This is a genomic window from Demequina ureilytica (assembly GCF_048553575.1).
GTDB lineage: Bacteria > Actinomycetota > Actinomycetes > Actinomycetales > Demequinaceae > Demequina.
Genome location: NZ_JBLZIE010000004.1, coordinates 127375 through 153280, shown reverse-complemented (window position 1 = coordinate 153280; position 25906 = coordinate 127375). Strand labels below are relative to the sequence as shown.

Sequence of the window (25906 nt, the reverse complement as noted above, 5' to 3'; positions counted from 1 at the left end):
ACGTGAGCGTGAGTTGCCTAGTTCGCGGAGGGGGAAGAGGGGGAGGGGGCGTGCTTGCGCGGCGCCATCACCCCGGCGAGGAGGAACACCACCACGCCAAGAGCGGGCATGATCGCGAGGCCCACGCGCAGGCTCGTCGCGTCCGCGATCAAGCCCACGATGGGAGGGGACAGCAGGAACGCCAGCCGCAACAGCCACGACACCACGGTCAGTCCGGTGCCGGGTTTGAGACCGGGCAGCTCATCGGCGGCGTGGAAGGCGCCCGGGATGATGGTCGCGATCCCGAGACCCGCGGCGCCGAAGCCCGCGATCGTGCCCCACACGGACGGGAAGGCCAGCGCGAGCCCCATGCCGAGTACGACGAACGCACCACCGAACCGCGCGACGGCGCGCTGGCCGAACCGATCGATCATCCGGTCGCCCGTCATGCGCCCGATGAACTGGAAGCCTTGGAGCGACACGAACCCGAGTGCAGCGATCGTGGCGCTCGCGGACAGCTCGTCGCGCAGGTAGCTCGCGGACCAGGTCGCCGCCGCGTCCTCGGCCCACCCGCCGCCGATGGCGATGAGGCTGAGCGCCAGCAGCACCAGCCACAGTCGCCCGGGGATGCGACGCGGGCGGGCCTCGTGCGGCATCCCGGCCTCGTCGGCGCCGTGCTCGACGATGTCTCGCGGCTCCGGGCCCTTGAGCAGGAGCCTGTAACTGGCAAGGTTCATGGCGATGACGAGAACCGCCATCCCGACGAAGTGCCACGTGACTGGTAGGTCGAGCCCCGCCGCCGCGCCGCCCATCAGCCCGCCCAGCACCGCGCCCAGCGACCACATCGCGTGGAACGCGTTGTTGATGGACCGGCGGTAGAGCCGCTGGACCCGCAGACCGTGAGAGTTCTGGGCCACGTCCACCCAGGCGTCCGTCACTCCCACCACGAACAGGGCCGCGCCGAACACGACGACGCTCGACGTCGAGGCCCCCAGGAGCATGGCGAGGGCGCTGGCGATCATGGAGATGACGCCCACGCGCGACGATCGGAAGCGGCGGATCAGGGCGCCGGCGACAAGTCCCAGCCCCAGCGAGCCGATGGGCCACATCGCCATGGCGATGCCGAGCCCGCCGTACGACAGGTCCAGATTCTCCCGGATGTCGGGCAGCCGCGGGGCGAGATTGCCAATCAGGATGCCGTTGGTCATGAACAGCAACGACACGCCGATGCGGGCGCGGCTCAGCACCGGTTCGACGGCGGCTCGCGCCACGGGTGGCGTCATCCGACGCGGAATCGCGCGGTGAGGAGATCGGACAGCCGCGAGGACGGGCCTACGAGCAACGCAAAGTCACCTGGCTCGACCCGTCGCACTCCGTTCGCGTCCACCATGGTGCAGGACGAGACCGGGATCTCGACCTCGACCAGCTCGGAGGCTCCTGGCGCGACCCACACCTGACGGTAGGCCTTCAGCTCCCGGTCGGCCCACGTGGCGCTCGTGACCTCGTCGCGCACGTACGCCTGCACGGTCTCGAGCGCGGGCCGTGTGCCGGTGTTCGTCACCTTGACGCGTGCCAGGATCTGGTCCTCCGCGCCCTCGCGGGGAGGCAGGATCTCCAGGTCCGAGTACTCGACTGAGGTGTAGCTGCGTCCCTCGCCGAACACCCACTGGGGCTCCTGGGTGAGGTCCGCGTAGCGGTAGCCGTGCTGGGCGTCGATCTGGTTGTAGAACGTGGGCTGCTGGCCGACGTGGCGAGGCCACGAGATCGGAAGGCGTCCGGTGGGCTCGATGCGCCCCAAGATCAGCTCTGCGATCGCCCGGCCCCCCGCCATCCCTGGGTTCGCGGCCCAGATGATGGCCGAGGCGCGCTCGGCCGAGGCGGGCAGCACGTGTGGCTTGGACGCGAGCACCACGAGGACCACCGGTGTGCCGGTCTCGACGAGCGCGTCGAGCAGCGCCGTCTGGCCGCCCAGCAGCTCGAGCGTCGCGGTGGACTTGCCCTCGCCGATGAGCTCGATGCGGTCTCCCAGGACCGCCACGACGGCATCGGCGCCGCGAGCGGCCTCGACAGCCTCGTTGATGAGGGCCTCGTCGGGCTCGACCGGCATCGCGATCGCGGGACGCGGCTGCCCGTCGGGGAAGAACTCGCCGGCGGGGTCGGTACCGGTGGTGATGATCTCGGCACCCCTCGAGTACGTGACGTCCCAGCCCTCCGGGACCTCGGAGCGCAGGCCGTCGAGCACCGTGGTGATCATGTCGCGCGGCTGGCCGTCGGGGAGCCAGTCGGCCTGACCTGAGCTGCCGGCCCAATCGCCGAGCTGCGTCTGCGCATCGTCCGCGTTCGGTCCCACGACCGCGATGCGCCGAGTGCCGCCGACGGGATCCAGCGGCAGCAGCCCGTCGTTCTCGAGCAGCACCAGCGAACGCCGGGACGCCTCGATTCCCAGCTCGCGGTGCGCGGGCTGCGCGATGACGGCCTGCTGACGCTCCGCATCGGGCAGGCGCGGGTCCTCGAACAGCCCCAGGTCGAACTTCAGAGTAAGGATCCGGGTCACGGCCTCGTCGATGCGCGACACCTCGAGGAGGCCGCGCTCGACGGCCTCCTGAGCACCCTCGAAGAACGACGGCGTGGTCATGATCATGTCGTTGCCGGCGTTCACGGCGGCCGCGGAGGCCTCGGCGTAGTCGGGGTACATGCGCTGCTCGCGCACGAGGTTGCCCACGTTGTCCCAGTCCGTGATGAGCGTGCCGCGGTAGTCCCATTCGCCGCGCAGGACGTCGTTCAGGAGCCACTCGTTGACGGTGATCGGGGTGCCGTCGATGGACTGGTAGCCGAGCATGAAGGTCGCGCAGCCCTCGCGTGCCACTCTCTCGAAGGGCGGGAGGTACCAGGAGCGCAACTTGCGGCGTGAGATGTCCGCTTCGGACGCGTCCCGCCCGCCCTGGGTCTCCGAGTATCCGGCGAAGTGCTTCGCCGTGGCCAGGATGGCGGTCGGGTCCGCCAGCCCGTCGCCCTGGTAGCCGGCGACCATCGCCGATGCGAGCTCGCCCAGCAGGAACGGGTCCTCGCCGAACGTCTCGGACACCCGGCCCCACCGCAGGTCGCGGGCGATGCACAGGACGGGGGAGAAGGTCCAGTGGACGCCCGTCGCGGCGACCTCGACCGCAGTCGCTCGGGCGACGCGGACGAGCAGGTCCCGGTCCCACGAGGCCGCGAGGCCCAGCTGAGTGGGGTAGATCTCCGCGCCCTCCCAGAAGGAGTGGCCGTGGATGCAGTCCTCGCCGACCAGGAGCGGGATGCGCAGACGGGTGCTCTCGACGAGGGCGCGGGCCTCGTGCACGCGATCAGGGGAGGTGTGCAGGATGGACCCGGCGTGGAAATCGTTCACCAGGGCAGCGACGCCTTCCTTGGCGTTGAGCTGCATCATCTGACCCACCTTCTCCGGTAGCGTCATGCGCGACACGAGGTCGGCGACGCGCTGGGCGGTGGGCAGCTGGGGGTCGAGATAGGGGGCCGTGTCGTTCACGCGTAACCTTTCGATGTGCAACATCTTCACGGTAGCACCAAACTTACCGCGTGGTAAGTTTGCGCGCATGAACTCTGAGCGTGACGGCGACGGCTACCAGAAGGGCCGCGACACGAGAGCCGATATCCTCGACGCGGCCATGCGCCAGTTCGCCGTGAGCGGCTACCGCGGCAGCTCGCTGCGCGACATCGCCGCGAGCGCAGGTCTGACTCATCCCGGACTGCTCTATCACTTTCCCACCAAGGCCTCGCTGCTCACCGCAGTGCTCGAGTACCGCGACCAGGTGGACTCCCAGGAGCGCCCCGTACGCGGCGAGCTTGGGCTTGACGCGCTGCGCAGCCTGGTCGCAGCTGCGCGTCACAACGAGACTCAGCGGGGGATCGTCGAGCTCTACGCCGTGCTGTCCGCCGAGGCCACGGGTGCCGACCACCCCGCGCACGAGTACTTCACGCGCCGCTACGCGACCCTGCTCGCCCGAGTGACATCGGCGTTCGAGGTGGCGCGAGAGCACGGTGATCTCCGTCCCGGCATCGAGCCCGCCGCAGCCGCGGCTCAGCTGGTGGCCCTGATGGACGGCCTCCAGGTCCAGTGGCTGATGGGCGCGCGGCCCACGCCCATGGGGGACTTGGTCAAGGCGCACGTCGATGGTCAGTTGACCGCGCCGCTCTAGCCCCGTCAGCGCGAGGTGGCGAGGCTCGCCAGCCACTCTTCGTAGGCGCGCGTGCTGAACGGACGGCCCAGGAAGTCCTCGATGAGTTGAGCGGCGGGGCGCGATCCACCCGGCGCGAGCACCGCTTGCCGATAGTTCTGTGCGCGCACAGGATCGAGCAGGTGCCCCGCGTCGAAGCCGGTGAACAGGTCCTTCGCTATCGACAGGCTCCACTGATACGTGTAGTAGCAGGACGAATAGGTGGTGAGGTGGCCGAACGACGCGTACTGGTGCGTTCCGTCGAGCGGGGTACGGACGTCCAGCTCGCGCTCGATGGCGGCCGATGCGCTCGCCAGGTCCTCTGGCACGTCACGGTGGAGCCGGTAGGACAGTTGCGCATACACGAGCTGACGGCAGGTCATCAGGCCTGCGCCGAGATCGCGGCTCGCGCGCAGTGCCTCGACCAGCTCCGCGGGAATGGGCGCGCCGTCGTCGTCGACAGCGAAACGTGCCAGGACCTCGTGAGTCCATGCCCACTCCTCGAGCAACTGCGAGGGAGCCTCCACGAAGTCCCACTCGCCTTGCTCCGATAGCCCCGCGAGGCGAGGGTGGCGCACGGTGCCGGAGAACACCACGTGCAGCAGGTGTCCGAACTCGTGCAGATAGGTCTCGAGGTCGTCGAAAGTCATGCGGCCGCGAGGGAAGTTGCACACCAGCGCCGCCTCGGGAAGATGACTGCCGCCGATTCCGGTGACCAGCGGGAAGCACGCCATGTGGCCGTACTTGCCCTCGCGGGGGTGCATGTCGAGCGCGATCCGGCCGATGGTGTCGCCGCCATCGATCACGTCGTAGACGTCCACGTCCGCGTGCCAAGCGGCGGCACCGGGAGCGGGGCTGAAGGTGACGCCGAACAGCTCGGCGCTCAACGCCAGGATCCCGTCGCGCACTCGCGAGTAGTCCAGGTAGCGGCGCACCTCGTGAGCATCCACTCCGTACGTCTCGGTCTTGAGGGTCTCGATGTAGTAGCGAGAGTCCGAGATCAGCAGCGACTCAGCCGCAGGGTCGTCGCGGCGCTTGCGCTCGAGCAGCATCGCCGCATCGGCCTCGCCCGCAGCCCGCACCGCCCCCTCGATGCTTGCGAGGAAGCCCTCGATGGCGGCCCCATCCTCGATCATCATGCGCGCGGTCGCATAGTCGGGCCACCCGTCGAAGCCGAGCAGCCGCGCCTTCTCGTCCCGCAGCTGTAGCAATCGCCGCAGCACCCCGTCATTCGCGGGGTAGGCGCGCTGGTAGTCGGCGCGCATCAGCTTCTCCCGCGCCGCAGCGTCGCTCGACATGTCGAGGAACGGGCCCATGTCCGGGTAGTCCGTGGTGATCTCGACCAGGCCGTCGGCGCCCACGGGGTGCGCGCTGACGTAGTCGTCGGGAAGCCCGGCGAGCGACTCGGGGGACACGCGCACGCGGCCCACGTCCTCGCGGATGTTCTCCGAGAACTCGGTCGCGGCCGCGGAAAGTTCGTCGTCGACCTGCGCCAGCCGCGAGCGTGACTCACCGTCTAGATGGGCGCCTGCAAGCCGGAAGTCCGCGAGGATCAGATCGCGTGCTCGCGCGTCGTCCCCGTCCAGAGGGGCGTCCGCCAGCGCGGTCGCCACCGCCGCATACAGTTCTGGGTCTCCGTCTCGCGCGGTGCGAAACCGTTGCGACCGTTGCTGGAGCTCCGTGGCGAGCTGACGAACCTCGCGGTCCGGGTGGACCTCGGACAGGCTCTCCATCATCTGATGGGCGTGCGTCACGGCGATGTCCGCCTTCGCCCACGCCGCCATCACGTCCTCGGACCGACCTGCCGCGATGGTGTCAAGGTGTGCCCGCGCGCCTTCGAGGCGCTCCGATGCGTAGTCGGTGACGAAGGCTGACCAGTCGGCGTCTGCGGCGGGAAAGGTGACGAAGGAGGGCGTTCGGCTCATGGCGCCGATGCTACGCCCGGGACTTTGTTCCCAGGTGAGCGGGTCGCCCCGTGGATATCTTCGGATTGTACGAACCAGTCCCCAAACACAGGAGAACTCTCATGGCATCACCACGGCTCACCGACGAGCAGGCAGTCGACCACAAGGTCGGCCCGGTCGGGTCCCGCGCCGGGTGGATTTTCCTCAGCATCACCCGCATCGCCATTGGCTTCTACTTCCTGTGGGCGTTCCTCGACAAGCTGCTCGGCCTGGGCTTCTCCGTGTGCCGCACCGTTGCGGAAGACGCCAGCTACACCATCGATGCGTTCTGCGACGCCGCATGGGTCAATGGTGGGCGCGTCACCGAGGGTTACCTGGTCTATGGCGGCAACCCGAACAGCCCGTTCAACGAGTTCTACGTGAACCTCGGCGGCCAGGCCTGGACCGACTGGTTCTTCATGGCCGGCCTGCTTGGCGTGGGCGTCTCGCTGATGCTTGGCATTGGGACCCGTATCGGCATGGTCTCTGCCGTGGCCATGCTGGTCATGATGTACACCACCCAGATCCCGCTCTCCACGAACCCCTTCCTCGACGACCACATCATCATGTCCATCGCGGTCATCGCGGCGGTCCTGCTCGAGGTGCGGTACCAGGCGATCGGCATTGGCTCCTGGTGGAAGCGCCTCGACATCGTGCAGAAGAACCCCTGGCTCGTCTAGCACGCACAGCAGTCATCGAGGCCGCCGGGCCGCTGCATCAGGCGCGTACAGCGCCGCGCAGCCGAGCCCGGCGGTCTTCGAGCATCTCGTGGGTGACCGCCTGCGCCACCTGAGGAATGAGATCGCGGCTGCGCCGCGCCGCCCACGGTGCGCCGTTGCGGATCAGCCACTTGGCCCGGTCCACCGTGCGTGGGGGAGGGGGCGGCAGTTCGATCGGACCCAAGGGGGACCAGCGCGACGAGAGCTGGGCGACTGCCGCAGCGGCGATCGCACGATGACCGGCCGCTGAGGGATGAATGCGGTCGATGTGCCACGCGGCTGCTCCGGCCTGACGGAACACTAGTGCGCCGTCCACGACGATGGTCCCCGTGGCGACGGCCGCCCCGCGTATCGCGCCGTTTGCTGCGGCGACTCGGCGGGCCATGACCGCGGCGACCGCCCTCGGCAGCAGGTCGAACAAGCCGATGCGGTCGAGGGTGACGGTCACTACCGCCCTTCCCGGTGCGGATAGCTGCTCGAGGGTCTCCCGCAGGTCCAGCTCGACCCGCACCGCGTCGAAGTCGCCGCGCAGCACGTCGTTGCCCCCGGCTGTCACAAGCACCACGTCCGGTCTCGCCGCGAGAGCCAGCGGCAGCTGGCTGTGCGCGAGCTGGCCTGCACGTGTGCCGTTCGCCGCGAGGTTAAGGAACATCGTGGCCCCGAGTGCCCGGGCGGTGTGCGCGGCCCAGCCCACGTCGCCGCCAGACGCTTGGATGCCGTCACCCACGCCAAGAGTGATGGAGTCCCCGAGAGCCACGATTGCCGGTGCCGCCACGGGGTGCTCCTTCGCTCAGTGCCTGGGACGTGTCTTCTCGCGGCTACGGCGGGGTGGACTGGCCGCGTGCGCGCCGGGAGCGGCGGCGAGGGCGCGTGCATGGAGCGCGAGCATCGAGTCGACCGTGGTGGACCACGGCATGGTCTCCGCCCGGGCGCGCGCGGCGGATCGGCGGGACGCCTCGTCGCGATCCAGCACCCGCTCGATCGCGTCTGCGAACGCTGCCGGAGTGCCGTCTGCGGACTCACCGGCCTCGCCCACCACCTCGGGCAGCGCGGATGCGGCGTTCACCACTGCCGGCGTGCCCGAGGCGAGAGCCTCGAGCGCGGCCAGCCCGAAGGTCTCGATCGGACCTGGCGCCACCACTGCATCGGCCGTAGCCAAGAGCCGGGCGAATCGTGACCGCCCCTTCACGAAGCCCAGGAAGTCCACCGGCAGGCCGGCCGCATCGGCGCGAATTGAGGATTCGAGCGCGCCGGTGCCGGCGCTCACCAGGCGGATGCGACGACCGCGCTCGACCAGGATGCGCACCGCTCCGATGGCGAGATCGGGGCGCTTCTCAGCCGACAGTCTCGAGGCCATCAGCAGCAGTGCCTCGGAGGGCTCGGCGAGCTCGGCACGCAGCGCCTCGTCGCGACGGGCGGGGTCGAATCTCACGAGGTCCACGCCCAGTGGCACGTGGGCGACATCGCGGCCGATGCGCGCGAACTCCTCGGCCGCATACGCCGTGGTGCACACGATCGTGGTGAAGCGCCTCGCGGTGCCGCGGTTGTGAGCGTCCGCGATCCGGGGCAGGGGCAGTAGCCATCGCGCCCACGCGGGCAGGTGCGAGCCCAGCGCGCCATCAGCGCGTTCGTGAGCGAAGAACGCGCTCGGCACGTCGCGTCGCGCCGCCCACGTGCCGAGCCCGCGCAGGGTGGTGCGGTCCGATACCTCGAGCACGTCTGGCGCGAAGCCCGTCAGGATGTCCCGCACCTCTGCCACGCGCGAGATCACCCGGTATCCGCCTGACAGCGGCAGCACGGGACTGGCAACGCTGACGCGGCGGCCGAACTCGGTCTCCTCGTCCGCGTCGTGCGGGCCGGGGACCACCATTAGGTACTCGTGGCCGCGCTCGAGGTAGCCGCGCCCGAGCTCGTGCATGGCGGTGCGGAGCCCTCCCGAGGTCGGTCCGTAGAAGTTCGCGACGTGGGCGATCCTCACTGTCCGACCACCCTGGCGCCAGTGCCAGCTTCGCCCATGGTGCCGTCGACCACGCTGTCGTCACCCGCCGTGTCGTCCACCACGTCGTGCTCGAGCACGTCCCACGGGCGCAAGGGCGCGGCCTGGTGGTTGCGGATCGCCTCGTCGTAGTAGTCGATCAGCCGATCGCACACGCGCGGCCACGTGCGGTCCTCGACCGACACCCTGGCGTTCGCGGCGAAGCGCATGCGGCGCTCGGGTTCGTGCACGAGGGTTCGCACCCCCGCGACCATCGCGTCGAGCCTGCCCGGCGGGTACAGGTAGCCGGTGTGGTCGGGGTCGACCAGGTCAATAGGGCCGCCCCGCCGGGGGGCGATCACTGGCACGCCCGACGCGTGAGCCTCCTGGATGGTCTGGCAGAAGGTCTCGAGCTCGCCGCAGTGCACGAACACGTCGAGGCTGGCGAGCGCCCGCGCGAGCTCGTCGCCGGCGAGGAAGCCCGTGAACACAGCATCGGGCATCAGCTTCTCGAGTCGAGAGCGCGAGGGGCCGTCCCCGATGATCACCACGCGGATCCCGTCGACCTCCGCCAGCCGTGCAAGGTCCTCGACACGCTTCTCGGCCGCGAGCCGCCCCGCGTAGCCCACGATCACCTCGCCGCCCGGCGCCCACCGGTTGCGCAAGGTCGCGTCCTGGCGATCAGGCCTGAAGCGTGCCGTGTCGACTCCGCGGGGCCATAGCCGCAACCGCGGGACCCCGAGCTGCTCGAGCTGGCGCATCGCGTAGGTGGAGGGGGCGAGAGTGAGGTCCGCGCGGTCGTGGATGTTGCGCACCCGGTTCCACAGGATCGACTCACCCCACGCGGCGTTGTAGCTCTCCGCGTAGCTGGGGACCTCGGTCTGATAGATGGCCACAGTGGGCAGGTCCAGCTCGTTCGCCGCCCGAATCGCGGACCATCCGAGCATGAAGGGGGAGGCCAGGTGCACCACGTCGGGCTCGAAGTCGTCGAGCATCCGGCTGATGCGTGCGGAGCCGGACAGCGAGACCCGCACGTCGTCGTAGCCGGGCCAGCCCATCGACGGCAGGCGGCGCACTCGCGCAATGCCGTACCGCACGGGACCGGGGTCTCCCTTGGATTCCGGCGCGATGACCAATGCCTCGTCGCCACGGGCGGTGAGGTGCTCGATCACGCGCAGGAGCGAGTTCGTGACGCCGTTCGCCTGCGGCAGGAACGACTCAGCGATCAGGGCGACTCTCACGCCACCATTGTGACGACTGGTCGTTCCGGGGGCGACACCTGCGTTCGAATGTCCCGTGAACCTTGGGTGGCCGGGGAGTGACGGCCATGGGCGAACGCTGCGGCCGTGAGTGGGAGAATGGAGTCATGTCCATGAAAGCGCGTGCACTGTCCCGCCCCCTGCTGATCTTCGCCGCGCTCGCGGTGATGCTCGTCGCGTGGAGCGGCCCGGCCCTCGCGCACACCGAACTGCGCGCGACCACCCCGGAGGAGGGTTCCGCGGTCGAGAGCCTGTCTGAGCTGCGGCTCGAATTCACGGGCGACGTTCTCGAGGTCGGCGCCGAGCTGACCGTCGTGGATGCAGAAGGTGTCGAATACGTGCTGGACCCGCAGTTCCCCTCGACGAACGCGGTCACAGGGACCCTCGACGCGGCTATCCCGGCAGGTGACACGGAGCTGGTCTGGCGCATCGTCGCGGAGGACGGACACCCGCTCGAAGGTGTGCTGTCTTTCACGTACGCACCCGTGGTCGAGGAGGAGTCGGTATCTCCCGGACCCACCACGGAGCCCTCCGCCTCGGCCGAGCCGACGCCCGAGGTGACGGAGTCGACCCCCGCACCCACCGCATCGGCCGCGCCTGCGGAGACCGAGCCCGGCGACATGCCCGCCTGGGTGCTGCCGCTCATCGCCCTGGTCGCGGCTGGCGGAGCGCTCGTGGCGATCCTCGCCGCGCGGGCGCGCCAGCGATGACGGGCGCGGAGATGACGGGCGCGGACCGGTCCGGAGCTGGGACAGCATGACCGACCTGCCGTCCACCCTCGACCAAGGCCAGCCGCGGTGGCGGCTGCCCCGCACCGCCCGCGACCCCCGACCGTGGCACGTGCTCGCGGCGTTCGCCGTGATCGGCTTCGGGATCGGGATCACGCAGAATGGCGCCGCCAGCGTCGTGCAGGACCAGATCGCCGACCTCGACACGAGCGTGGACGTGCTGGGACTCACGATGGTCGCGTACTCCGTCGGCGTGGTCGTCGGTGCCCCGCTGATCATGGTCGGCCTCGGCCGGGTGCGCCGCAGGCCGCTGCTGATCACCATGGCCGCGCTGTTCCTCCTCACCACCGTGGCCACAGTGATCGCTCCCACCGTCGAGGCGCTGATGGTGGTGCGGTTCTTCTCGGGGGTGCCGCATGGCGCCTTGCTGGGCGTCGCGTCGTTCGTGGCGATGAGCGTTCTGGGCCGAGAGCGGCGCGGCAAGGCCGTGTCCATCATCATGCTGGGCCTGACCACCTCCCTCGTCGTGGGGGTGCCCGCGATGCAGTGGCTGTCGAACGTCGCATCGTGGCGCATGGCCTACGTCGTCGTGGCGGTCATCGCCGCGATCGGGCTGCTGGGCGTGTGGCTGTTCACGCCGGACCTGCCGGGCAACCCGGCCGCGTCGCCGCGCTCCGAGCTGCGCGCGCTGCGGGGCCGTCCGCTATGGACCGCGATCGTTGCGGTCACCGTGGGCTTCGCAGGCCTCGGCGCGGTGTTCTCGTACATCGTGCCGCTGCTCGAGGTGACCAACGGCTTCGATCCGGGACAGGTGACGTGGATCCTCGTCGGGTGGGGGGCCGCCATGACGTGCGGGGCATACGTAGGTGGTCAGCTCACTGATCGCTCGCATGTGGGTGCCGCGCGGCTGGGGCTCGTCGGTGTCGCGCTCGCGCTGCTGGGACTCGGGCTGTTCGGCGACGTTCCCGCCGCGACCCTCGTGCTGCTCTTCTTGCTGGGGTCCTCGGTCCAGGTGTTCTCGCAGGCCTCACAGGTGCACCTGATGGATGTGCTCCACGGCTCGCCGTCGCTCGGCTCGGCCCTGTCCCACGCGGCCCTGAACGCAGCCACGGCCGTTGGCACGGGTCTCGGTGCGCTCGTCATCGCATGGGGATTCGGCTACCAGGCACCCGCATGGGTGGCCCTCGTGCTCGCGGGTGCGGCGCTCGTGATCGTGATGCTCGGCTCCGGTTATCGCGGTCCCGTCCAATGGAGCCGCCCCGCCTCGCACCGCGAGGAATCGTGACTATGGAAAAGTGGGGCTCATGAAGATTCGCCTCGGCACGCGCGCGTCCCTGCTCGCTCGCACTCAGTCGGGCATGGTGGCCGATGCGCTCGTCGCCAGCGCGCGCGAGCGCGGGGTCGAGCTCGAGGTCGAGCTCGTGGAGATCACCACCCACGGCGACACTTCGCGCGGCTCCCTGGTGGGGCTGTCGGAGGTGGGCGTGTTCGTCGCCGCCCTGCGAGAGGGAGTGCTGTCCGGAGAGTGCGACCTTGCGGTGCATTCCTTGAAGGACATGCCGACTCAGGAGCACCCGGAGATGGAGCTCGCCGCAGTGCCCGTCCGGGAGGATGTCCGCGACGCCCTGTGCACCACGGGTCTGGGGCTGCGCGAACTACCCGAAGGCGCGAAGATCGGCACGGGGTCTCCCCGCCGCGAGGCCCAGCTGCTCGCGGTGCGGCCGGACCTGAGCATCCAGCCGCTGCGCGGAAACGTCGACACCAGGCTGGGACGGGTCGGCGACGACCTGGACGGAGTGGTGCTCGCCGCCGCCGGGCTGTCGCGGCTCGGGCGGCTCGGCGAGGCCACCGAGCTCATCGAACCCGCTGACATGATGCCCGCGCCTGGTCAGGGCGCTCTCGCAATCGAGATGCTGCCAACGGCCGATCCCGAGTGGGCGCACATCGTCCGTTCGCTCGACGACGGGCCGACGCGCGCGGCGGTCACGGCGGAGCGTGCTCTGCTGGCCGTCATGGACGCCGGCTGCTCGGCGCCCATCGGTGCCTACGCGACCGTCACGGACGGGCGGCTGGACTTCAGGGCCCGGATCGTGGACGGTGCGGGTACCCTCGCCCTCAACGAGTCCGTGCGAGGTCCGGCCAGCGAGGCGGCCGCGCTCGGGCGCAGCGTCGGGTGGACGCTCCTTGGGCGCGGGGCCGCCCGTCTCATGGGGAGGAACTGACATGGACATGACCGCACTTAAGGGGCGCCGTCTGCTGGTGCCCGTCACCGCTGCGCGGCGACACCTGGCGCAACGGCTTGCCGACGCCGGCGCCATCGTCGAAGAGGCGGAGTTCATCGCGATCGCTCCCGCCGAGGATCAAGACGCGCTCGAGGAAGCCACGCTGGCGTGGTGCGCCGGTGACTACGACTGGCTCGCGATCACTAGCCGCAACGCACTGGGCGCCATGGAGCGGATCGCCGCCGCGCGCGGGATGTCCCTCGCCGCACCACTGCCCGATGCGCAGGTCGCGACGGTGGGCGAGGCCACCCGGGCGATGTGCGAGAGGCTCGGTCTCGACGTCGCGCTGGTGCCTGAGGGGCGTCAGAACGCCCGCGGGATCGTCGAGGATTTCCCCGACGGGCCCGGTCGAGTGCTCGCGCCGCTGGGCAACCTCGCCGCCCCCGTGCTGCCCCGCGGGTTGGAGCGCAAGGGCTGGCAGGTACACGCCGTGGAGGCGTACCGCACCATCGACGGCTCGGGAGTGGGCCGTGCGACGCGTGAGGAGCTGGAGGCGGGGGAGTTCGACGCGGTGCTGCTGACGTCGGGCTCGGTCGCAGAGCGCTTCGCGGCGAGCGTGACCGCTCTCCCAGAGCACACGATGGTGGTGGCGATTGGCGACATGACGGCGGCGTCCGCGCGCGCCGCGGGTCTCACGGTCAGCGCGGTGGCGACCGCGCCGTCCTACGACGGTGTGGTCGCGGGTCTGCTTGAGGCGCTCGACCCCGACGTGGTCGAGGTCTACGACGCCGCAGACGAGGACGAGGACGAGGACGTGGACGTGGACGCGGACCGCGCCGAAGCCGACGAGCAGGAGACGGCGGCCGAGGGCGAGGAGAGCGCGCCCGGGGAGCCCGACTCGGCGGACACGACGGAGGCCGGGGAAGCGGCGCCGGTGGAGGCCACACCCGATGTGGCGGAGGTAACCGCCGAGGACGACGAGAACCGATGAGCGTTCCCGGCCCCGTCCGCAGGCCGCGCCGCCTGCGCACCACGCCCGCCATGCGCCGTTTGGTGCGCGAGACGCGAGTCGACCCCGCTCAGCTGGTGCTGCCGCTGTTCGTGCGCGAGGGCACCGATGAGGCGAGGCCCATTGCCTCGATGCCGGGCGTGTCGCAGCACCCCCTCGCCCGCATCGGCGACGAGGTGCGCCGCGCGGCCGATGCCGGTCTGGGCGCGGTGATGCTGTTCGCGATCCCCGAGACGCGGGACGCGACCGGAACCCAGGCGTGCGCGACCGACGGCATCCTCAACCTGGCGATCAGCGCCGCAGTCGAGGCCGCCGGTGACGACCTCGTGGTGATGGCGGACCTGTGCCTCGACGAGTTCACGGACCACGGTCACTGCGGGGTGCTCGCCGATGACGGTTCGGTGGACAACGATGCGACGCTCGAGGTCTACGCCCGGATGGCGGTCGCACAGGCGGACGCAGGAGCCCATGTGCTGGGTCTCAGCGGCATGATGGACGGCCAGGTCGCAGCGGTGCGCCACGCGCTCGACGGTGCCGGGCACGCCTCCACGAGCATTCTCGCGTACGCCGCGAAGTATGCGTCCGCCGCCTACGGCCCCTTCCGCGACGCGGTCGAGAGCGATCTCCAGGGCGACCGGCGGGCATACCAGCTCGATCCCGCCAACGGCCGCGAGGGGATGCTTGAGGCGGCTCTCGACGAGGCGGAGGGCGCGGACATGCTGATGGTCAAGCCCGCCCTGCCCTATCTGGACGTGCTCGCGGAGGTGGCTGCCGCATCGGCCGTCCCCGTCGCCGCCTATCACGTGTCAGGCGAGTATGCGCAGATCGAGGCGGCGGCACAGCGTGGCTGGATCGACCGCCGCGCGGCGCACATCGAGGCGGTCACGTCCATCGCTCGCGCCGGCGGCGACATCATCCTGACCTACGCGGCCGTGGAGCTGGCGGCGTGGCTGCGTCAGAAGTGACCAACCCTCGGCCGACACATCCTCTGAGGAGGTAGAAGTGACCCACTTTGGTGCCAGAGCCGCCGCAATCCTGCCCGGCGGCGTCAACTCCCCGGTGCGCGCCTGGAACGGCGTCGGGGGAGAGCCCGCGCCCATCGCCTCGGCCCACGGAGCCCGGGTGACGGATGCGGACGGCCGCGAGTACGTGGACCTCATCGGCTCCTGGGGGCCGGCCATCCTGGGTCACGCCCACCCGACCGTGGTGCAGGCCGTCCAGGAGGCTGCGGCACGAGGACTGTCATTTGGCGCGACCACCGTGCGCGAGGTGGAGCTCGCCGAGGAGATCCGCGCCCGCTACGCCCCGGCCGAGCGCGTGCGCCTGGTGTCGACCGGCACCGAGGCCACCATGACCGCGATCCGCCTCGCACGCGGCGCGACCGGCCGCGACAAGATCGTCAAGTTCGCGGGTCTCTATCACGGGCACTCGGACTCGCTGCTGGTGGCCTCGGGCTCGGGTCTCGCGACCGCTGGCGTGCCGGACAGCGCGGGCGTCACCCGTGGCACGGCCGCCGACACCATCGTGGTGCCTTACGGAGACGAGGAGGCACTCACCGCCGCATTCACGGAGCACGGCCCGCGCATCGCGGCCGTCATCACCGAGGCCGCCCCGGCGAACATGGGCACCGTCGCCCCGCCGCTGGGATTCAACCGCTTGATCGCGACGCTGTGTCGCAACGAGGGCGCGGTGTTCATCGTGGACGAGGTGCTGACCGGCTTTCGCGCCGGCCCCGCTGGCTACTGGGGAGTCGAGCGCGACGCGGACCTCGCCGCCGGCATTGACCCCTGGCAGCCCGACCTGGTCACGTTCGGGAAGGTCATCGGTGGCGGCATGCCGGTCGCGGCCCTCGGCGGGCGCACGGACCTGATGGAGCAGCTTGCCCCTCTCGGTCCCGTGTACCAGGCAGGAACCCTGTCAGGGAACCCCGTCGCCGTCGCCGCGGGGCTCGCCACGCTGCGCCTGCTGACCGACGACGTGTACGCGACTATCTCTCGCACGGCCGATGCGCTGGCTGGGGGCGTCAGCGACATCCTGGGCGAGGCTGGCATCCGTCACGCGGTGGGCCGCGCCGGCACGCTGTTCTCGGTGTTCCTCGGGCTCGCGGAGGCGCCCGTGACGTTCGAGCAGGCGGCCTCCCAGGACACGGCTGCGTTCGGGCGGATGTTCCATGCGCTGAACCGCGCGGGCGTGCAGCTGCCGCCGAGCGCCTTCGAGTCGTGGTTCGTGTCCCACGCGCACGGCGAGGCCGAGGTGGCCCAGGTGCTCGACGCGGTGCGCGGGTGGGCGGCCACGGAGCCCCCACAGGCCTGACCCTGCGCCCCAGAGGGACATGAGTGCTCGAAAACGGCTAGATCCTGCACTCATGTCCCTCCAGCGCGCCTGAACGGCGAGAACCTCACCTCACAGCCAGCCCCGCCGCGAGGTGAGCAAGAGTTCTCGCCCCTTTCACATGGGACGCGGCCCGTAGAAACATCCCCTCCCTAGCGTGAGACGTGTCCGATGGAGCGCCATGTGAGCGCCCCGCCGATGAAGGCGCGGACGTCAATCGCACCATTGCACCCTGGGGAGGGTTCATGACCATTCAGGACAGAACTGGCACGGCGGAGGTCGAGCCGGGCGTGGTCGGCAAGGGCCGGTGGATCGAGCGCTGGACGCCCGAGGACGAGACGTTCTGGGAGGGCAAGGGCAAGCCCATCGCCTTCCGCAACCTCGTCTTCTCGATCGTCGCGGAACACATCGGCTTCTCGGTGTGGCTGCTGTGGTCGATCGTCGTGGTCAAGATGTACGGCACGTTCGACGAGTCCGGTGCCCTCGTGGCCGCCGGCACGAACGGCTGGGCGCTCACCGGCAGTCAAGGGCTGACCCTGCTGGCGGTCGCTTCGGGCGTGGGTGCCTTCCTGCGCATCCCGTACACGTTCGCGGTGCCGATCTTCGGCGGGCGCAACTGGACGGTGGTCTCGGCGCTACTGCTGCTGATCCCCACGCTGGGACTCGCGTGGGTGGTGGGCCGCCCCGAGACCTCGTTCGGCGTGCTCGTGGCAATCGCCGCGACCGCAGGCTTCGGAGGCGGAAACTTCGCCTCCTCGATGGCCAACATCACGTTCTTCTACCCGGACAAGCAGAAGGGCTGGGCGCTGGGCCTGAACGCGGCGGGCGGCAACATCGGGGTCGCGGTCGCGCAGAAGCTGGTGCCGTTCGTGATCGGGCTGGGCGGCATCGGCCTGGCGGCCGCGGGACTGGTCTACGTGCCGCTCGCCATCGCAGCTGCGGTGCTCGCGTTCCTGTTCATGGACAACCTGCGCGAGGCGAAGGCCGACCCCAAGCCCACCGCGCGGTCGCTGCGCCACGGCCACACGTGGCTCATGGCCTTCCTGTACATCGGCACGTTCGGCTCGTTCATCGGCTACTCGGCGGCGTTCCCGACGCTGCTCAGCGTGGTGTTCGAGCGCACGGATATCGCTCTCACCTGGGGCTTCCTCGGTGCCCTGGTGGGGTCGCTCGCAAGACCGTACGGGGGCAAGCTGGCGGACAGGTTCGGTGGGTCCATCGTGACGATCATCGCCTTCGTCGCGATGGCCGCGGCCGGATACGCGGCCGTGGTCGGCGTGCAGCAGGAGAGTTTGGGGCTGTTCTTCGCGAGCTTCATCGCGCTGTTCGCCCTCACGGGGATCGGCAACGGCTCGACGTACCGGATGATCCCGTCGATCTTCAACCGGCTGCGAGACACCAAGGGCGACGGCTCGGAGGAATCGGCGCTCGACTTCAAGCGTCGCAGCGCCGGCGCCGTGGGGATCATCTCCTCGATCGGCGCGTTCGGCGGCTTCGCGATCCCGTTCGTCTACATGTGGTCGCGCGAGACCTTCGACGGATCGATCGTGCCCGCACTGCAGATCTATGTGGGCGTGTTCCTTGTCATGGCGGCCCTCACCTGGGTGTTCTACCTGCGCAAGGGCTCGCCGATGGCGAACGTCTGATCGTGGACGCCCCCAGCGACAGCGTCGCCACCCACTGCCCCTATTGCGCGCTGCAGTGTGCGCAGACCCTCACCCGCACCCCCGACGATCGCCTGCCGGTCGAGGTCGACGGTCGCGAGTTCCCCACCAACAGGGGAGGGCTGTGCCAGAAGGGGTGGACCTCGGCCGAGGTGCTGCGCGCCTCGGATCGGGTGACGACGCCGCTGATCCGCACGGCCGATGGCGGGTTCCGAGAGGCCGACTGGCCCGAGGCTCTCGACCTGGTCGCTGATCGGCTGCGGGCGCTGCAGGCGGAGCACGGTCGCGACACCGTCGCGGTGTTCGGCGGCGGCGGGCTCACCAACGAGAAGGCCTATGCGCTGGGCAAGTTCGCGCGGGCCGTGCTGCGCACGCCGTACATCGACTACAACGGCCGGTTCTGCATGTCCTCCGCCGCGGCGGCGTCCAACCGCGCCTTCGGCATGGATCGGGGCTTGGGCTTCCCCCTTGCGGACCTCGGAGGGGCCGATGCGGTGCTCATCCTGGGATCGAACATGGGCGTCACGATGCCTCCGTTCGTCCAGCACCTCGCGGGCGCTCGCGAGCGCGGCGGTCTGGTGGTGGTGGACCCCCGCGAGACGGTGACGGCGCGGCTCGCGAGTGACGAGCAGGGGGTCCATCTGGCCCCGGTGCCCGGCACCGACATGGTGGTGCTGCTCGCGCTCACCCACATCATCCTTGCCGAGGGGCTGGCGGACCTGTACTACCTGGAGACCCGGACGCACGGCTTCGACGTCGTGCGTCGCTCGGTGGCGGCATGGTGGCCCGAACGGGCGGAGACAGTCTGCGGCGTCCCGGCCCCCGAGCTGCGCCGCACCGCGCGGCTGCTCGCAGCGGCCTCTCCCGCCCGCGGAGGACGAGGGGCGTACGTGCTCACCGGCCGCGGGGTGGAGCAGATGACGCAGGGCACCGCGTGCGTCACGGCCGCGATCAACCTGGCCCTGGTGCTGGGCCTGGTGGGACGCGAGGGCTCGGGCTTCGGGCCGGTCACCGGCCAGGGCAACGGCCAGGGCGGACGCGAGCACGGCCAGAAGTCGGACCAGCTGCCGGGCTACCGGTCGATCTCCGATCCCGCGGCGCGCGCCCACGTGGCAGGCGTGTGGGGCGTGGACCCCGAGTCGCTGCCGGGCCCGGGCGTGCCCGCCGTCGAGCTGCTGTCGTCGCTCGGGCGCGACGGAGGACCCCGCGCCTTGCTCGTGCACGGCAGCAACGTGGTGGTCTCCGCGCCCAACGCCGATGCGGTGCGTGCGTCGCTGTCCCGGCTCGACCTGCTCGTGGTGTGCGACATGGTGCCGTCCGAGACCGCAATGCTTGCCGACGTGATCCTGCCCGTCACCCAGTGGGCCGAGGAGGACGGCACCATGACCAGCCTCGAGGGCCGGGTGCTGCGCCGCCGTCAGGCCGCCCAGGCTCCAGGGCTGGCGAGGTCGGAGTTGTGGATCCTGGGCGAGCTCGCGCGCCGCCTCGGCGCACCCACGGGGTTTCCCGACGATCCTCGTGCGGTGTTCGCGGAGCTGGCCCGCGCATCGGCCGGCGGTGTGGCCGACTATGCGGGGATCGACTACGAGCGGCTGGATGCCGGAGAGGCGCTGTACTGGCCGTGCCCATCCGTGACCCACCCCGGCACGCCCCGGGTGTTCCTTGACCGCTTTCCCACGCAGGACGGCAGGGCGCGCATGGTTCCCGTGGATCATCACGCGCCCCACGACGATGTCCGTGCCGGTGCCCAGACCTATCTGGTCACCGGGCGCGTGCTGCAGCACTACCAGTCGGGAGCCCAGACGCGCCGAGTGCCCGAGCTCGCCGCGGCGCAACCCGGGCCGTTCGTGGAGGTGCACCCGCTGCTCGCGGACCGCATCGGCCTGGTCGAGGGCGAGGACGCCGTGCTGACCACCGCGCGCGGCACTGCCACCGCGCAGGTGCGCCTCACCGAGTCGATTCGCCCCGACACGGTCTTCATGCCTTTTCACTGGGCCGGCGCCGGCAGCGCGAACAAGCTCACCAACGATGCGACCGATCCCATCAGCGGCATGCCCGAGTTCAAGGTCACCGCCGTCTCGATCGCTGCCGCGCTGGCCCCGGCGGGGGTGGCCGCGCGATGAGGGTAGTGGTGATCGGTCACGGCATGGTGGGCTCGCGATTCGTCGATGAGCTGGTGAGACGCGACCCCACCGCAGACGTCACGGTGCTCGGCAAGGAGAGCCACGAGCCCTACAACCGTGTGCTGCTGTCGAGCGTGGTGAGCGGGCGCACGGACGCGGGCTCCCTCGCCCTTCCGGCCGCCGAGGGTGACCGAGTCCGGGTGCTCAGCGGCGTAGCGGCGGTGTCCATCGACCGCTCCGCCTGCGAGGTGGTGGACTCGACCGGCGAGCGCCATTCTTATGACCGCCTGGTGCTCGCGACCGGCTCGCAGGCCCGCGTGCCAGGCATCCAGGGCATCGCCACCGACCGGGGCCTGCTGCGCGGCGTGAGCGTGCTCAAGGACCTCGACGATGCTCACCGCATCGAGTCGGCGATCCCTCAGGCGCGCCGCGCGGTCGTGCTCGGCGCCGGGGTGCTCGGCCTCGAGGTCGCGACCGGGCTCGCGTCGCGCGGCCTCGCGGTGACCCTTGTGCACCACCACGGCCGGCTCATGGAGCGCCAGCTCGGCGAGGCCGCCGCCCAGGTCGCCACGGGGTCGCTGCGCAGGCTCGGCGTGACGGTCATCACCGAGACCTCCGTCGCTCACGCCATCGAGCGGCGCGGCGCCCTCAGCGCCGTCCGGCTGACCGACGGGACCGAGCTCCTGACGGACATGCTCGTGATGTGCGCGGGCACGATTCCGGACACCGCGCTCGCGCGCGGAGCCGGCCTGCCGTGCGAGCGCGGCATACACGTGGGGGCCGGCCTCGCCTCGCCGGCCGATGCGCGGGTCTTCGCGATCGGCGACTGCGCCCAGCCGCCCGAGGGCGGCACGGGGCTGGTGGCGCAGGGCTGGGAGCAGGCGACGCGCCTGGTGGACGCCTGGGTGGACGTGGAGACTGCCGGCCCAGAAGCGGATGCGGACGCGGCGGATCACGACGGAGACCACGAGCTCGACCCCACGAACGTGGTGCGCGTCAAGGCTGCGGGGCTCGACGTCGTCACCATGGGGTTGTCGGGCAAGTTCGAGCACGGCGAGCGCGAGTTGCGTGCCGTGCGCATGAGCGACCCCGCGATCGGCAGGTTCGTCGAGGTGGTGGTCTCGCATGGGCTGCTTGTCGGGGCGACCATCGTGGGCGACCCGCAGGCGGCGTCTGACCTCAGCGCGATGTACACGCGCATGCTGCCGGTCCCCGCTGACCCCGCGCACCTGATCGTCCGTCCGCTGGCCGGCGCCGCGCGCCCGTCGGTGACCTCGGTGCAGGACATGGACGACGACCACACGGTGTGCCAGTGCAACTCGGTGCCGAAGGGTCGCATCGCGACCGCCATCGGCGACGGCTGCGCGACCGTCGACGAGGTGGCGCGCGCTACCCGCGCGGGCACCGGATGCGGCGACTGCCGCTCATTGGTATCCGAACTGATCGGCGCGTGCGGCGAAGGCCCGCGGGCTCATGACGAAGCAACGACCCAGCCCGCACTCGCGGGTGCCTGACAAGGAGACATCATGACCGACACCCAGAGAATCGTCGTCGTGGGCGGCGGGATGGTGGCACACCGCTTCACGGAGGCGCTGCGCGCCCGCGACGGCGAGGGCCGGTACTCCGTGACCGTGCTCGCCGAAGAACCGCGCGCCCCGTACGACAGGGTGGCTCTGACCACCTACTTCACGGGCCGACACCCCGAGGATCTCGAGCTGGGCGACCGGGCGCTGTGGGACGACCCGCTGGTGCGGCTTGAGCGGGATGCCCTGGTCGAGACTGTGGACCGCGTCGCCAAGGTGGTCACCGACCGTCACGGCCGCGAGTACCCGTACGACCACCTGGTGCTGGCGACCGGATCGTACGCCTGGACGCCGCCCACGGAGGGCGCGCACCTGCCGGGCGTGTTCGTGTACCGCACGATCGACGACGTCGCGGCTCTACGCACGTACGTCGAGCACCGTGCGGCGGAGCTCGGCCGGCCGGTGCGCGGTGCGGTCATCGGCGGCGGGCTGCTGGGCCTCGAGGCCGCGGGAGCACTGCAGGAGCTTGGGGCCACCAGCACCGTGGTGCAGGCGGGGGATCGGCTGATGAACCTGCAGGTGGACGAGGGCGGTGGCCACGCCCTGCAGCGCCTCATCGAGAGCCTGGGCGTGACCGTCCGGTGCGACACGAAGACACGGGCGATCAAGCCGGACCGCGCGGGCCGCGCGGGACGGCTGCTGTTCGAGGGCGGCGGCGAGCAGTTGGCCGACGTGGTCATCTTCGCCACCGGCGTGCGGCCACGGGACGAGTTGGCGCGCAGCGCCGGCCTCGCGATGGGCGAGCGCGGGGGCGTGGTCGTCGACGACACCTGCCTCACGGACGATCCCGACGTCAGCGCGATCGGCGAGGTCGCGTGCATCCAGGGCGCGTGCATCGGCCTCATCGCTCCGGGAAACGCCATGGCGGAGATCACGGTCGACCGCCTGCTCGGCGGCGATTCGACGTTCCCGGGCGCCGACACAGCGGCCAAGCTCAAGCTGCTCGGCGTCGACGTCGCCTCGTTCGGAGACGCCTTCGCGACGACCCCTGGTGCGCTCGAACTCGTCTACGCGGACCCGGTTGCGGGCGTGTACAAGAAGCTCGTCCTGACCGACGATGCCCGCACGCTGCTGGGCGGCATCCTGGTGGGCGACGCGTCGGCATACGCGTCGCTGCGCCCCATGGTGGGCTCGGAGCTCGGAGGCGATCCGGGCGGGTGGCTGCTGCCCGAGGGCTCCGTCGAGCGCCCGAACGTGGAGCTGCCGGACGAGGCGTCAGTGTGCTCGTGCAACAACGTCACCGCGGGAGCGATCCGGTGCGCAGTCACGGACGAGGGGTGCACCGACCTGGCCGGGGTCAAGGCATGCACCAAGGCGGGCACGTCGTGCGGCTCGTGCCTGCCGCTGGTCAAGAAAATCGTGGGTGCCGAGCTGGAGAAGTCAGGCATCGAGATCTCGAACGCCTTGTGCGAGCACATCGACATGTCGCGGGCTCAGCTGTTCAGCGCCGTCCAGGTCAGCGAGCTGCGCACCTTCTCCGAGATCATCGAGCGGTTCGGCACCGGCCGCGGCTGCGATCTGTGCAAGCCGGTCATCGGGTCCATCCTCGCCACGCTCTACAACGAGCACGTGCTCGCGGCCGACCGCGCTGCGCTGCAGGACACCAACGACCGCGTGATGGCGAACATGCAGAAGGACGGCACCTACTCGGTGGTGCCGCGCGTGCCGGGAGGGGAGATTCTGCCCGAGCACCTGATCCTGATCGGCCAGATCGCCAAGGACTATGGGCTCTACACCAAGATCACCGGCGGCCAGCGGATCGACCTGTTCGGGGCCAGGCTGGAGCAGCTGCCCAGCATCTGGACGCGGCTCGTGGAGGCGGGGATGGAGTCGGGCCATGCCTACGGCAAGTCGCTGCGGACGGTGAAGTCCTGCGTGGGATCGACGTGGTGCCGCTACGGCGTGCAGGACTCGGTGGGGCTCGCGATCGCCCTTGAGCTCCGCTACCGGGGCCTGCGCAGCCCCCACAAGATCAAGCTCGGCGTCTCGGGATGCGCACGCGAGTGCGCCGAGGCGCGCGGCAAGGACGTGGGTGTGATCGCGACCGACAACGGCTGGAACATCTACGTGGGCGGCAACGGCGGCTTCACTCCGCGCCATGCGCAGCTGCTCGTCGAGGACGTCGACGACGATGCGGTGTTCCGCATCATCGACCGGTACCTCATGCTCTACGTCCGCACGGCCGACAGGCTGCAGCGCACCGCGCCGTGGCAGGAGGAGTACGAGGGCGGCCTCGATGCCATCCGCGAGGTGGTCGTGAACGATTCGCTGGGAATCTGCGACGACCTCGACGCGCACATGGTGCGCCACATCGACAGTTACGAGGACGAGTGGGCTGCCGTGCTGAAGGACCCGGAGCGGCTGCGCCAGTTCAGTTCCTTCGTCAATGCGCCGGACGAGCCCGACCCGTCGCTGGCCTACGTCGAGGAGCGCGGTCAGCGCCGTCCCGCCACGCAGGCCGAGCGCGATGGCGGCGCCGTGCTGATCGCCCCCGCGGTCCTTGAGGTGCGCTCATGACTGCGGCCTCCGTGACCAACCCGACCCCCGCATCGGCCGGAATCCGCGGTTCCGCGCGCGTGGCCGTGTGCGATTACGACGCGCTCACGCCCGAACTCGGCGTGGCCGCGCTTGTGCGCGGGCAGCAGATCGCGATCTTCCGCCTCGCCGATGGTGCCGTGTACGCCGTCCAGAACCTGTGCCCGTTCTCAGGGGCGGCTGTAATGTCGCGCGGCATCACCGGCGACCGCGCGGGCGTGCCGACGGTGGCATCGCCGATCTACAAGCAGGTGTTCTCCCTGATGGATGGCACGTGCCTCGCCACGATGGACAAGCAGCCGCGGCCGGGCCTCGCCCCGGACTTGGTCGTGCACCCCGTCACCCTCGACAATGGCCAGGTGTACATCGACCTGGCAGGTGGCGAGTGACGGCTCTCTTCGGACTCGACCTCAGAGACAAGCCGATCCTGATCGTCGGCGGCGGCACCGTCGCGTCCCGGCGCGTGCGGAGATTCGCCGCCGAGGGCGCCCGCGTGACCGTGGTGGCGCCGCAGGTCACGGACGATATCGAGCGGCACGCCTCGCACGGGGACATCGCGCTGGTCCGCCGCGGCGTCGAGCCCCGCGACCTCGACGGTGCCTGGTTCGTGCTCGCCGCGACGAACGACGCGGTGCTCAACGATGCGGTGGCCGAATGGGCCCACGAGCGCCAGACGTGGTGCATCGACGCCTCGGACGCCGCCAAGGGCACTGCGCGGCAGGCGGCGATGTCCAAGCACGGCGACCTCGGCGTGGGTGTCGTGTCGCTCGGTGCCCCTGACCCCGGGAGGATCCGCGCGGTGCGCGACGCCGTCGCGGCGCACCTGGATGCGGGCGAGGTGGACCTCCGGCGCAGGCGTGCGGGTGCTGGCCGCGTGATCCTCGTGGGCTCGGGACCCGGCGACCCCGGCCTCATCACCGTGCGCGGCCGACAGGCGCTCTCCGAGGCGGACGTGGTGGTGACTGACCGGCTGGGCACCACCGAGCTGTTGGTCACCGTCCCGTACGACGTCGAGGTGGTGAACGTGGGCAAGTCACCCGACCGCCATCCGGTGCCGCAGCATGAGATCAATCGCCTGCTGGTGGAGCGCGCCGGCGAAGGCAAGACCGTGGTTCGCCTCAAGGGCGGCGATCCGTACCTGTTGGGCCGCGGTGGCGAGGAGGTCCACGCGTGCCTCGAGGCCGGCGTGGACGTCGAGGTCGTCCCCGGCATCACCTCCGCGTTCGCCGTGCCCGCCCGCGCGGGCATCCCTGTGACCCAGCGGGGGGTGTCGACGTCCGTGCTCGTCACGACGGGACACGCGGGGGCCGACCCCGCCTCGATCGCTGCGATGGCCGCGGGCGCGACCGTGGTGATCCTCATGGGGGTGACGGCCCTGCCCGAGATCGTGGACGCCGCCCTGGCCGGCGGCTGCGACCCCAGCACGCCCGTCGCGATCATCGAGCGCGGCACCACGGTGCACGAACGCGTCACGCGTGGCGAACTCGCAGATATCGTTCGTCTTGCGGACGAAACGGACGTGAAACCTCCAGCCATTATCGTCGTCGGAAGGGTGGCGCAGCCCGGCCTCCTCGCGGGGTCGGTGGCGGCGACGCCGGAGCCGCAGGCAGGGGAGAGGTGAG

Annotated in this window: 20 protein-coding genes; 14 read left to right on the top strand and 6 right to left on the bottom strand. The window is 70.5% G+C overall.

Annotated features, from left to right (window positions below):
* Positions 1-17: 17 nt before the first annotated feature.
* Positions 18-1262, bottom strand: a complete 1245-nt coding sequence (locus tag ACNI3K_RS12800) for an MFS transporter (protein WP_419392298.1) — start codon at positions 1260-1262, stop codon at positions 18-20.
* Positions 1259-3505 (bottom strand): exo-beta-d-1,3/1,6-glucosidase, encoded by a 2247-nt coding sequence (locus tag ACNI3K_RS12795; RefSeq protein WP_419392297.1) that lies wholly within the window; start codon positions 3503-3505, stop codon positions 1259-1261. The genes ACNI3K_RS12800 and ACNI3K_RS12795 overlap by 4 nt, the downstream gene beginning before the upstream one ends.
* A gap of 67 nt (positions 3506-3572) precedes the next feature.
* On the opposite strand from ACNI3K_RS12795, the gene ACNI3K_RS12790 reads away from it, so the two are divergent.
* On the top strand, positions 3573-4175 hold the full coding sequence (locus tag ACNI3K_RS12790; protein ID WP_419392296.1) for a TetR/AcrR family transcriptional regulator: 603 nt from the start codon (positions 3573-3575) through the stop codon (positions 4173-4175).
* A gap of 5 nt (positions 4176-4180) precedes the next feature.
* On the opposite strand, the gene ACNI3K_RS12785 is transcribed toward ACNI3K_RS12790, so the two are convergent.
* Positions 4181-6118, bottom strand: coding sequence for a M3 family metallopeptidase (locus ACNI3K_RS12785; protein WP_419392295.1), 1938 nt, complete (start codon positions 6116-6118; stop codon positions 4181-4183).
* A 101-nt stretch (positions 6119-6219) separates the two neighbouring features.
* On the opposite strand from ACNI3K_RS12785, the gene ACNI3K_RS12780 reads away from it, so the two are divergent.
* The gene (locus tag ACNI3K_RS12780; protein WP_419392294.1) at positions 6220-6816 is read left to right on the top strand and encodes a hypothetical protein; all 597 of its coding nucleotides are present in this window, start codon (positions 6220-6222) and stop codon (positions 6814-6816) included.
* Between the two features lie 37 nt (positions 6817-6853).
* Here the strand turns inward: ACNI3K_RS12780 and ACNI3K_RS12775 are convergent, their stop codons facing one another.
* The 3 genes from ACNI3K_RS12775 to ACNI3K_RS12765 are packed head-to-tail and all read right to left on the bottom strand — an operon-like array spanning position 6854 to position 10071.
* Positions 6854-7630, bottom strand: coding sequence for a GDSL-type esterase/lipase family protein (locus tag ACNI3K_RS12775; RefSeq protein ID WP_419392293.1), 777 nt, complete (start codon positions 7628-7630; stop codon positions 6854-6856).
* Positions 7631-7645: 15 nt separating this feature from the next.
* Positions 7646-8833 carry a glycosyltransferase gene (locus ACNI3K_RS12770; RefSeq protein ID WP_419392292.1) on the bottom strand — a complete coding sequence of 396 codons (1188 nt, stop codon included), beginning with the start codon at positions 8831-8833 and terminating at the stop codon, positions 7646-7648.
* Positions 8830-10071 carry a glycosyltransferase family 4 protein gene (locus tag ACNI3K_RS12765; RefSeq protein WP_419392291.1) on the bottom strand — a complete coding sequence of 414 codons (1242 nt, stop codon included), beginning with the start codon at positions 10069-10071 and terminating at the stop codon, positions 8830-8832. The genes ACNI3K_RS12770 and ACNI3K_RS12765 overlap by 4 nt, the downstream gene beginning before the upstream one ends.
* Positions 10072-10196: 125 nt before the next feature.
* Here ACNI3K_RS12765 and ACNI3K_RS12760 point away from each other — a divergent pair, with 125 nt between their 5' ends.
* From ACNI3K_RS12760 to cobA, 12 genes are all read left to right on the top strand, one after another.
* Positions 10197-10799, top strand: coding sequence for a copper resistance CopC family protein (locus tag ACNI3K_RS12760; RefSeq protein ID WP_419392290.1), 603 nt, complete (start codon positions 10197-10199; stop codon positions 10797-10799).
* Positions 10800-10845: 46 nt separating this feature from the next.
* Positions 10846-12102: an MFS transporter gene (locus ACNI3K_RS12755; RefSeq protein WP_419392289.1), complete on the top strand. Its 1257-nt coding sequence runs from the start codon at positions 10846-10848 to the stop codon at positions 12100-12102.
* A gap of 19 nt (positions 12103-12121) precedes the next feature.
* Positions 12122-13039, top strand: a complete 918-nt coding sequence (hemC, locus tag ACNI3K_RS12750) for a hydroxymethylbilane synthase (RefSeq protein ID WP_419392288.1) — start codon at positions 12122-12124, stop codon at positions 13037-13039.
* A gap of 7 nt (positions 13040-13046) precedes the next feature.
* Complete coding sequence (locus tag ACNI3K_RS12745; protein WP_419392287.1) at positions 13047-14030, top strand: uroporphyrinogen-III synthase; 984 nt, start codon at positions 13047-13049, stop codon at positions 14028-14030.
* Positions 14027-15013, top strand: coding sequence for a porphobilinogen synthase (gene hemB, locus ACNI3K_RS12740; protein ID WP_419392286.1), 987 nt, complete (start codon positions 14027-14029; stop codon positions 15011-15013). Before ACNI3K_RS12745 ends, hemB begins: the two co-directional genes overlap by 4 nt.
* Before the next feature lie 37 nt (positions 15014-15050).
* Positions 15051-16361 carry a glutamate-1-semialdehyde 2,1-aminomutase gene (hemL, locus tag ACNI3K_RS12735; RefSeq protein ID WP_419392285.1) on the top strand — a complete coding sequence of 437 codons (1311 nt, stop codon included), beginning with the start codon at positions 15051-15053 and terminating at the stop codon, positions 16359-16361.
* 263 nt (positions 16362-16624) lie between these two features.
* Positions 16625-18025, top strand: coding sequence for an MFS transporter (locus tag ACNI3K_RS12730; RefSeq protein ID WP_419392284.1), 1401 nt, complete (start codon positions 16625-16627; stop codon positions 18023-18025).
* 2 nt (positions 18026-18027) lie between these two features.
* Positions 18028-20166, top strand: a complete 2139-nt coding sequence (locus tag ACNI3K_RS12725) for a molybdopterin oxidoreductase family protein (RefSeq protein WP_419392283.1) — start codon at positions 18028-18030, stop codon at positions 20164-20166.
* Positions 20163-21680, top strand: a complete 1518-nt coding sequence (locus tag ACNI3K_RS12720; protein WP_419392282.1) for an FAD-dependent oxidoreductase — start codon at positions 20163-20165, stop codon at positions 21678-21680. Before ACNI3K_RS12725 ends, ACNI3K_RS12720 begins: the two co-directional genes overlap by 4 nt.
* A 12-nt stretch (positions 21681-21692) precedes the next feature.
* Complete coding sequence (nirB, locus tag ACNI3K_RS12715) at positions 21693-24266, top strand: nitrite reductase large subunit NirB (RefSeq protein WP_419392281.1); 2574 nt, start codon at positions 21693-21695, stop codon at positions 24264-24266.
* The gene (gene nirD, locus ACNI3K_RS12710; protein WP_419392280.1) at positions 24263-24673 is read left to right on the top strand and encodes a nitrite reductase small subunit NirD; all 411 of its coding nucleotides are present in this window, start codon (positions 24263-24265) and stop codon (positions 24671-24673) included. The genes nirB and nirD overlap by 4 nt, the downstream gene beginning before the upstream one ends.
* The gene (gene cobA, locus ACNI3K_RS12705; RefSeq protein WP_419392279.1) at positions 24670-25905 is read left to right on the top strand and encodes a uroporphyrinogen-III C-methyltransferase; all 1236 of its coding nucleotides are present in this window, start codon (positions 24670-24672) and stop codon (positions 25903-25905) included. The genes nirD and cobA overlap by 4 nt, the downstream gene beginning before the upstream one ends.
* Position 25906: the final 1 nt, after the last annotated feature.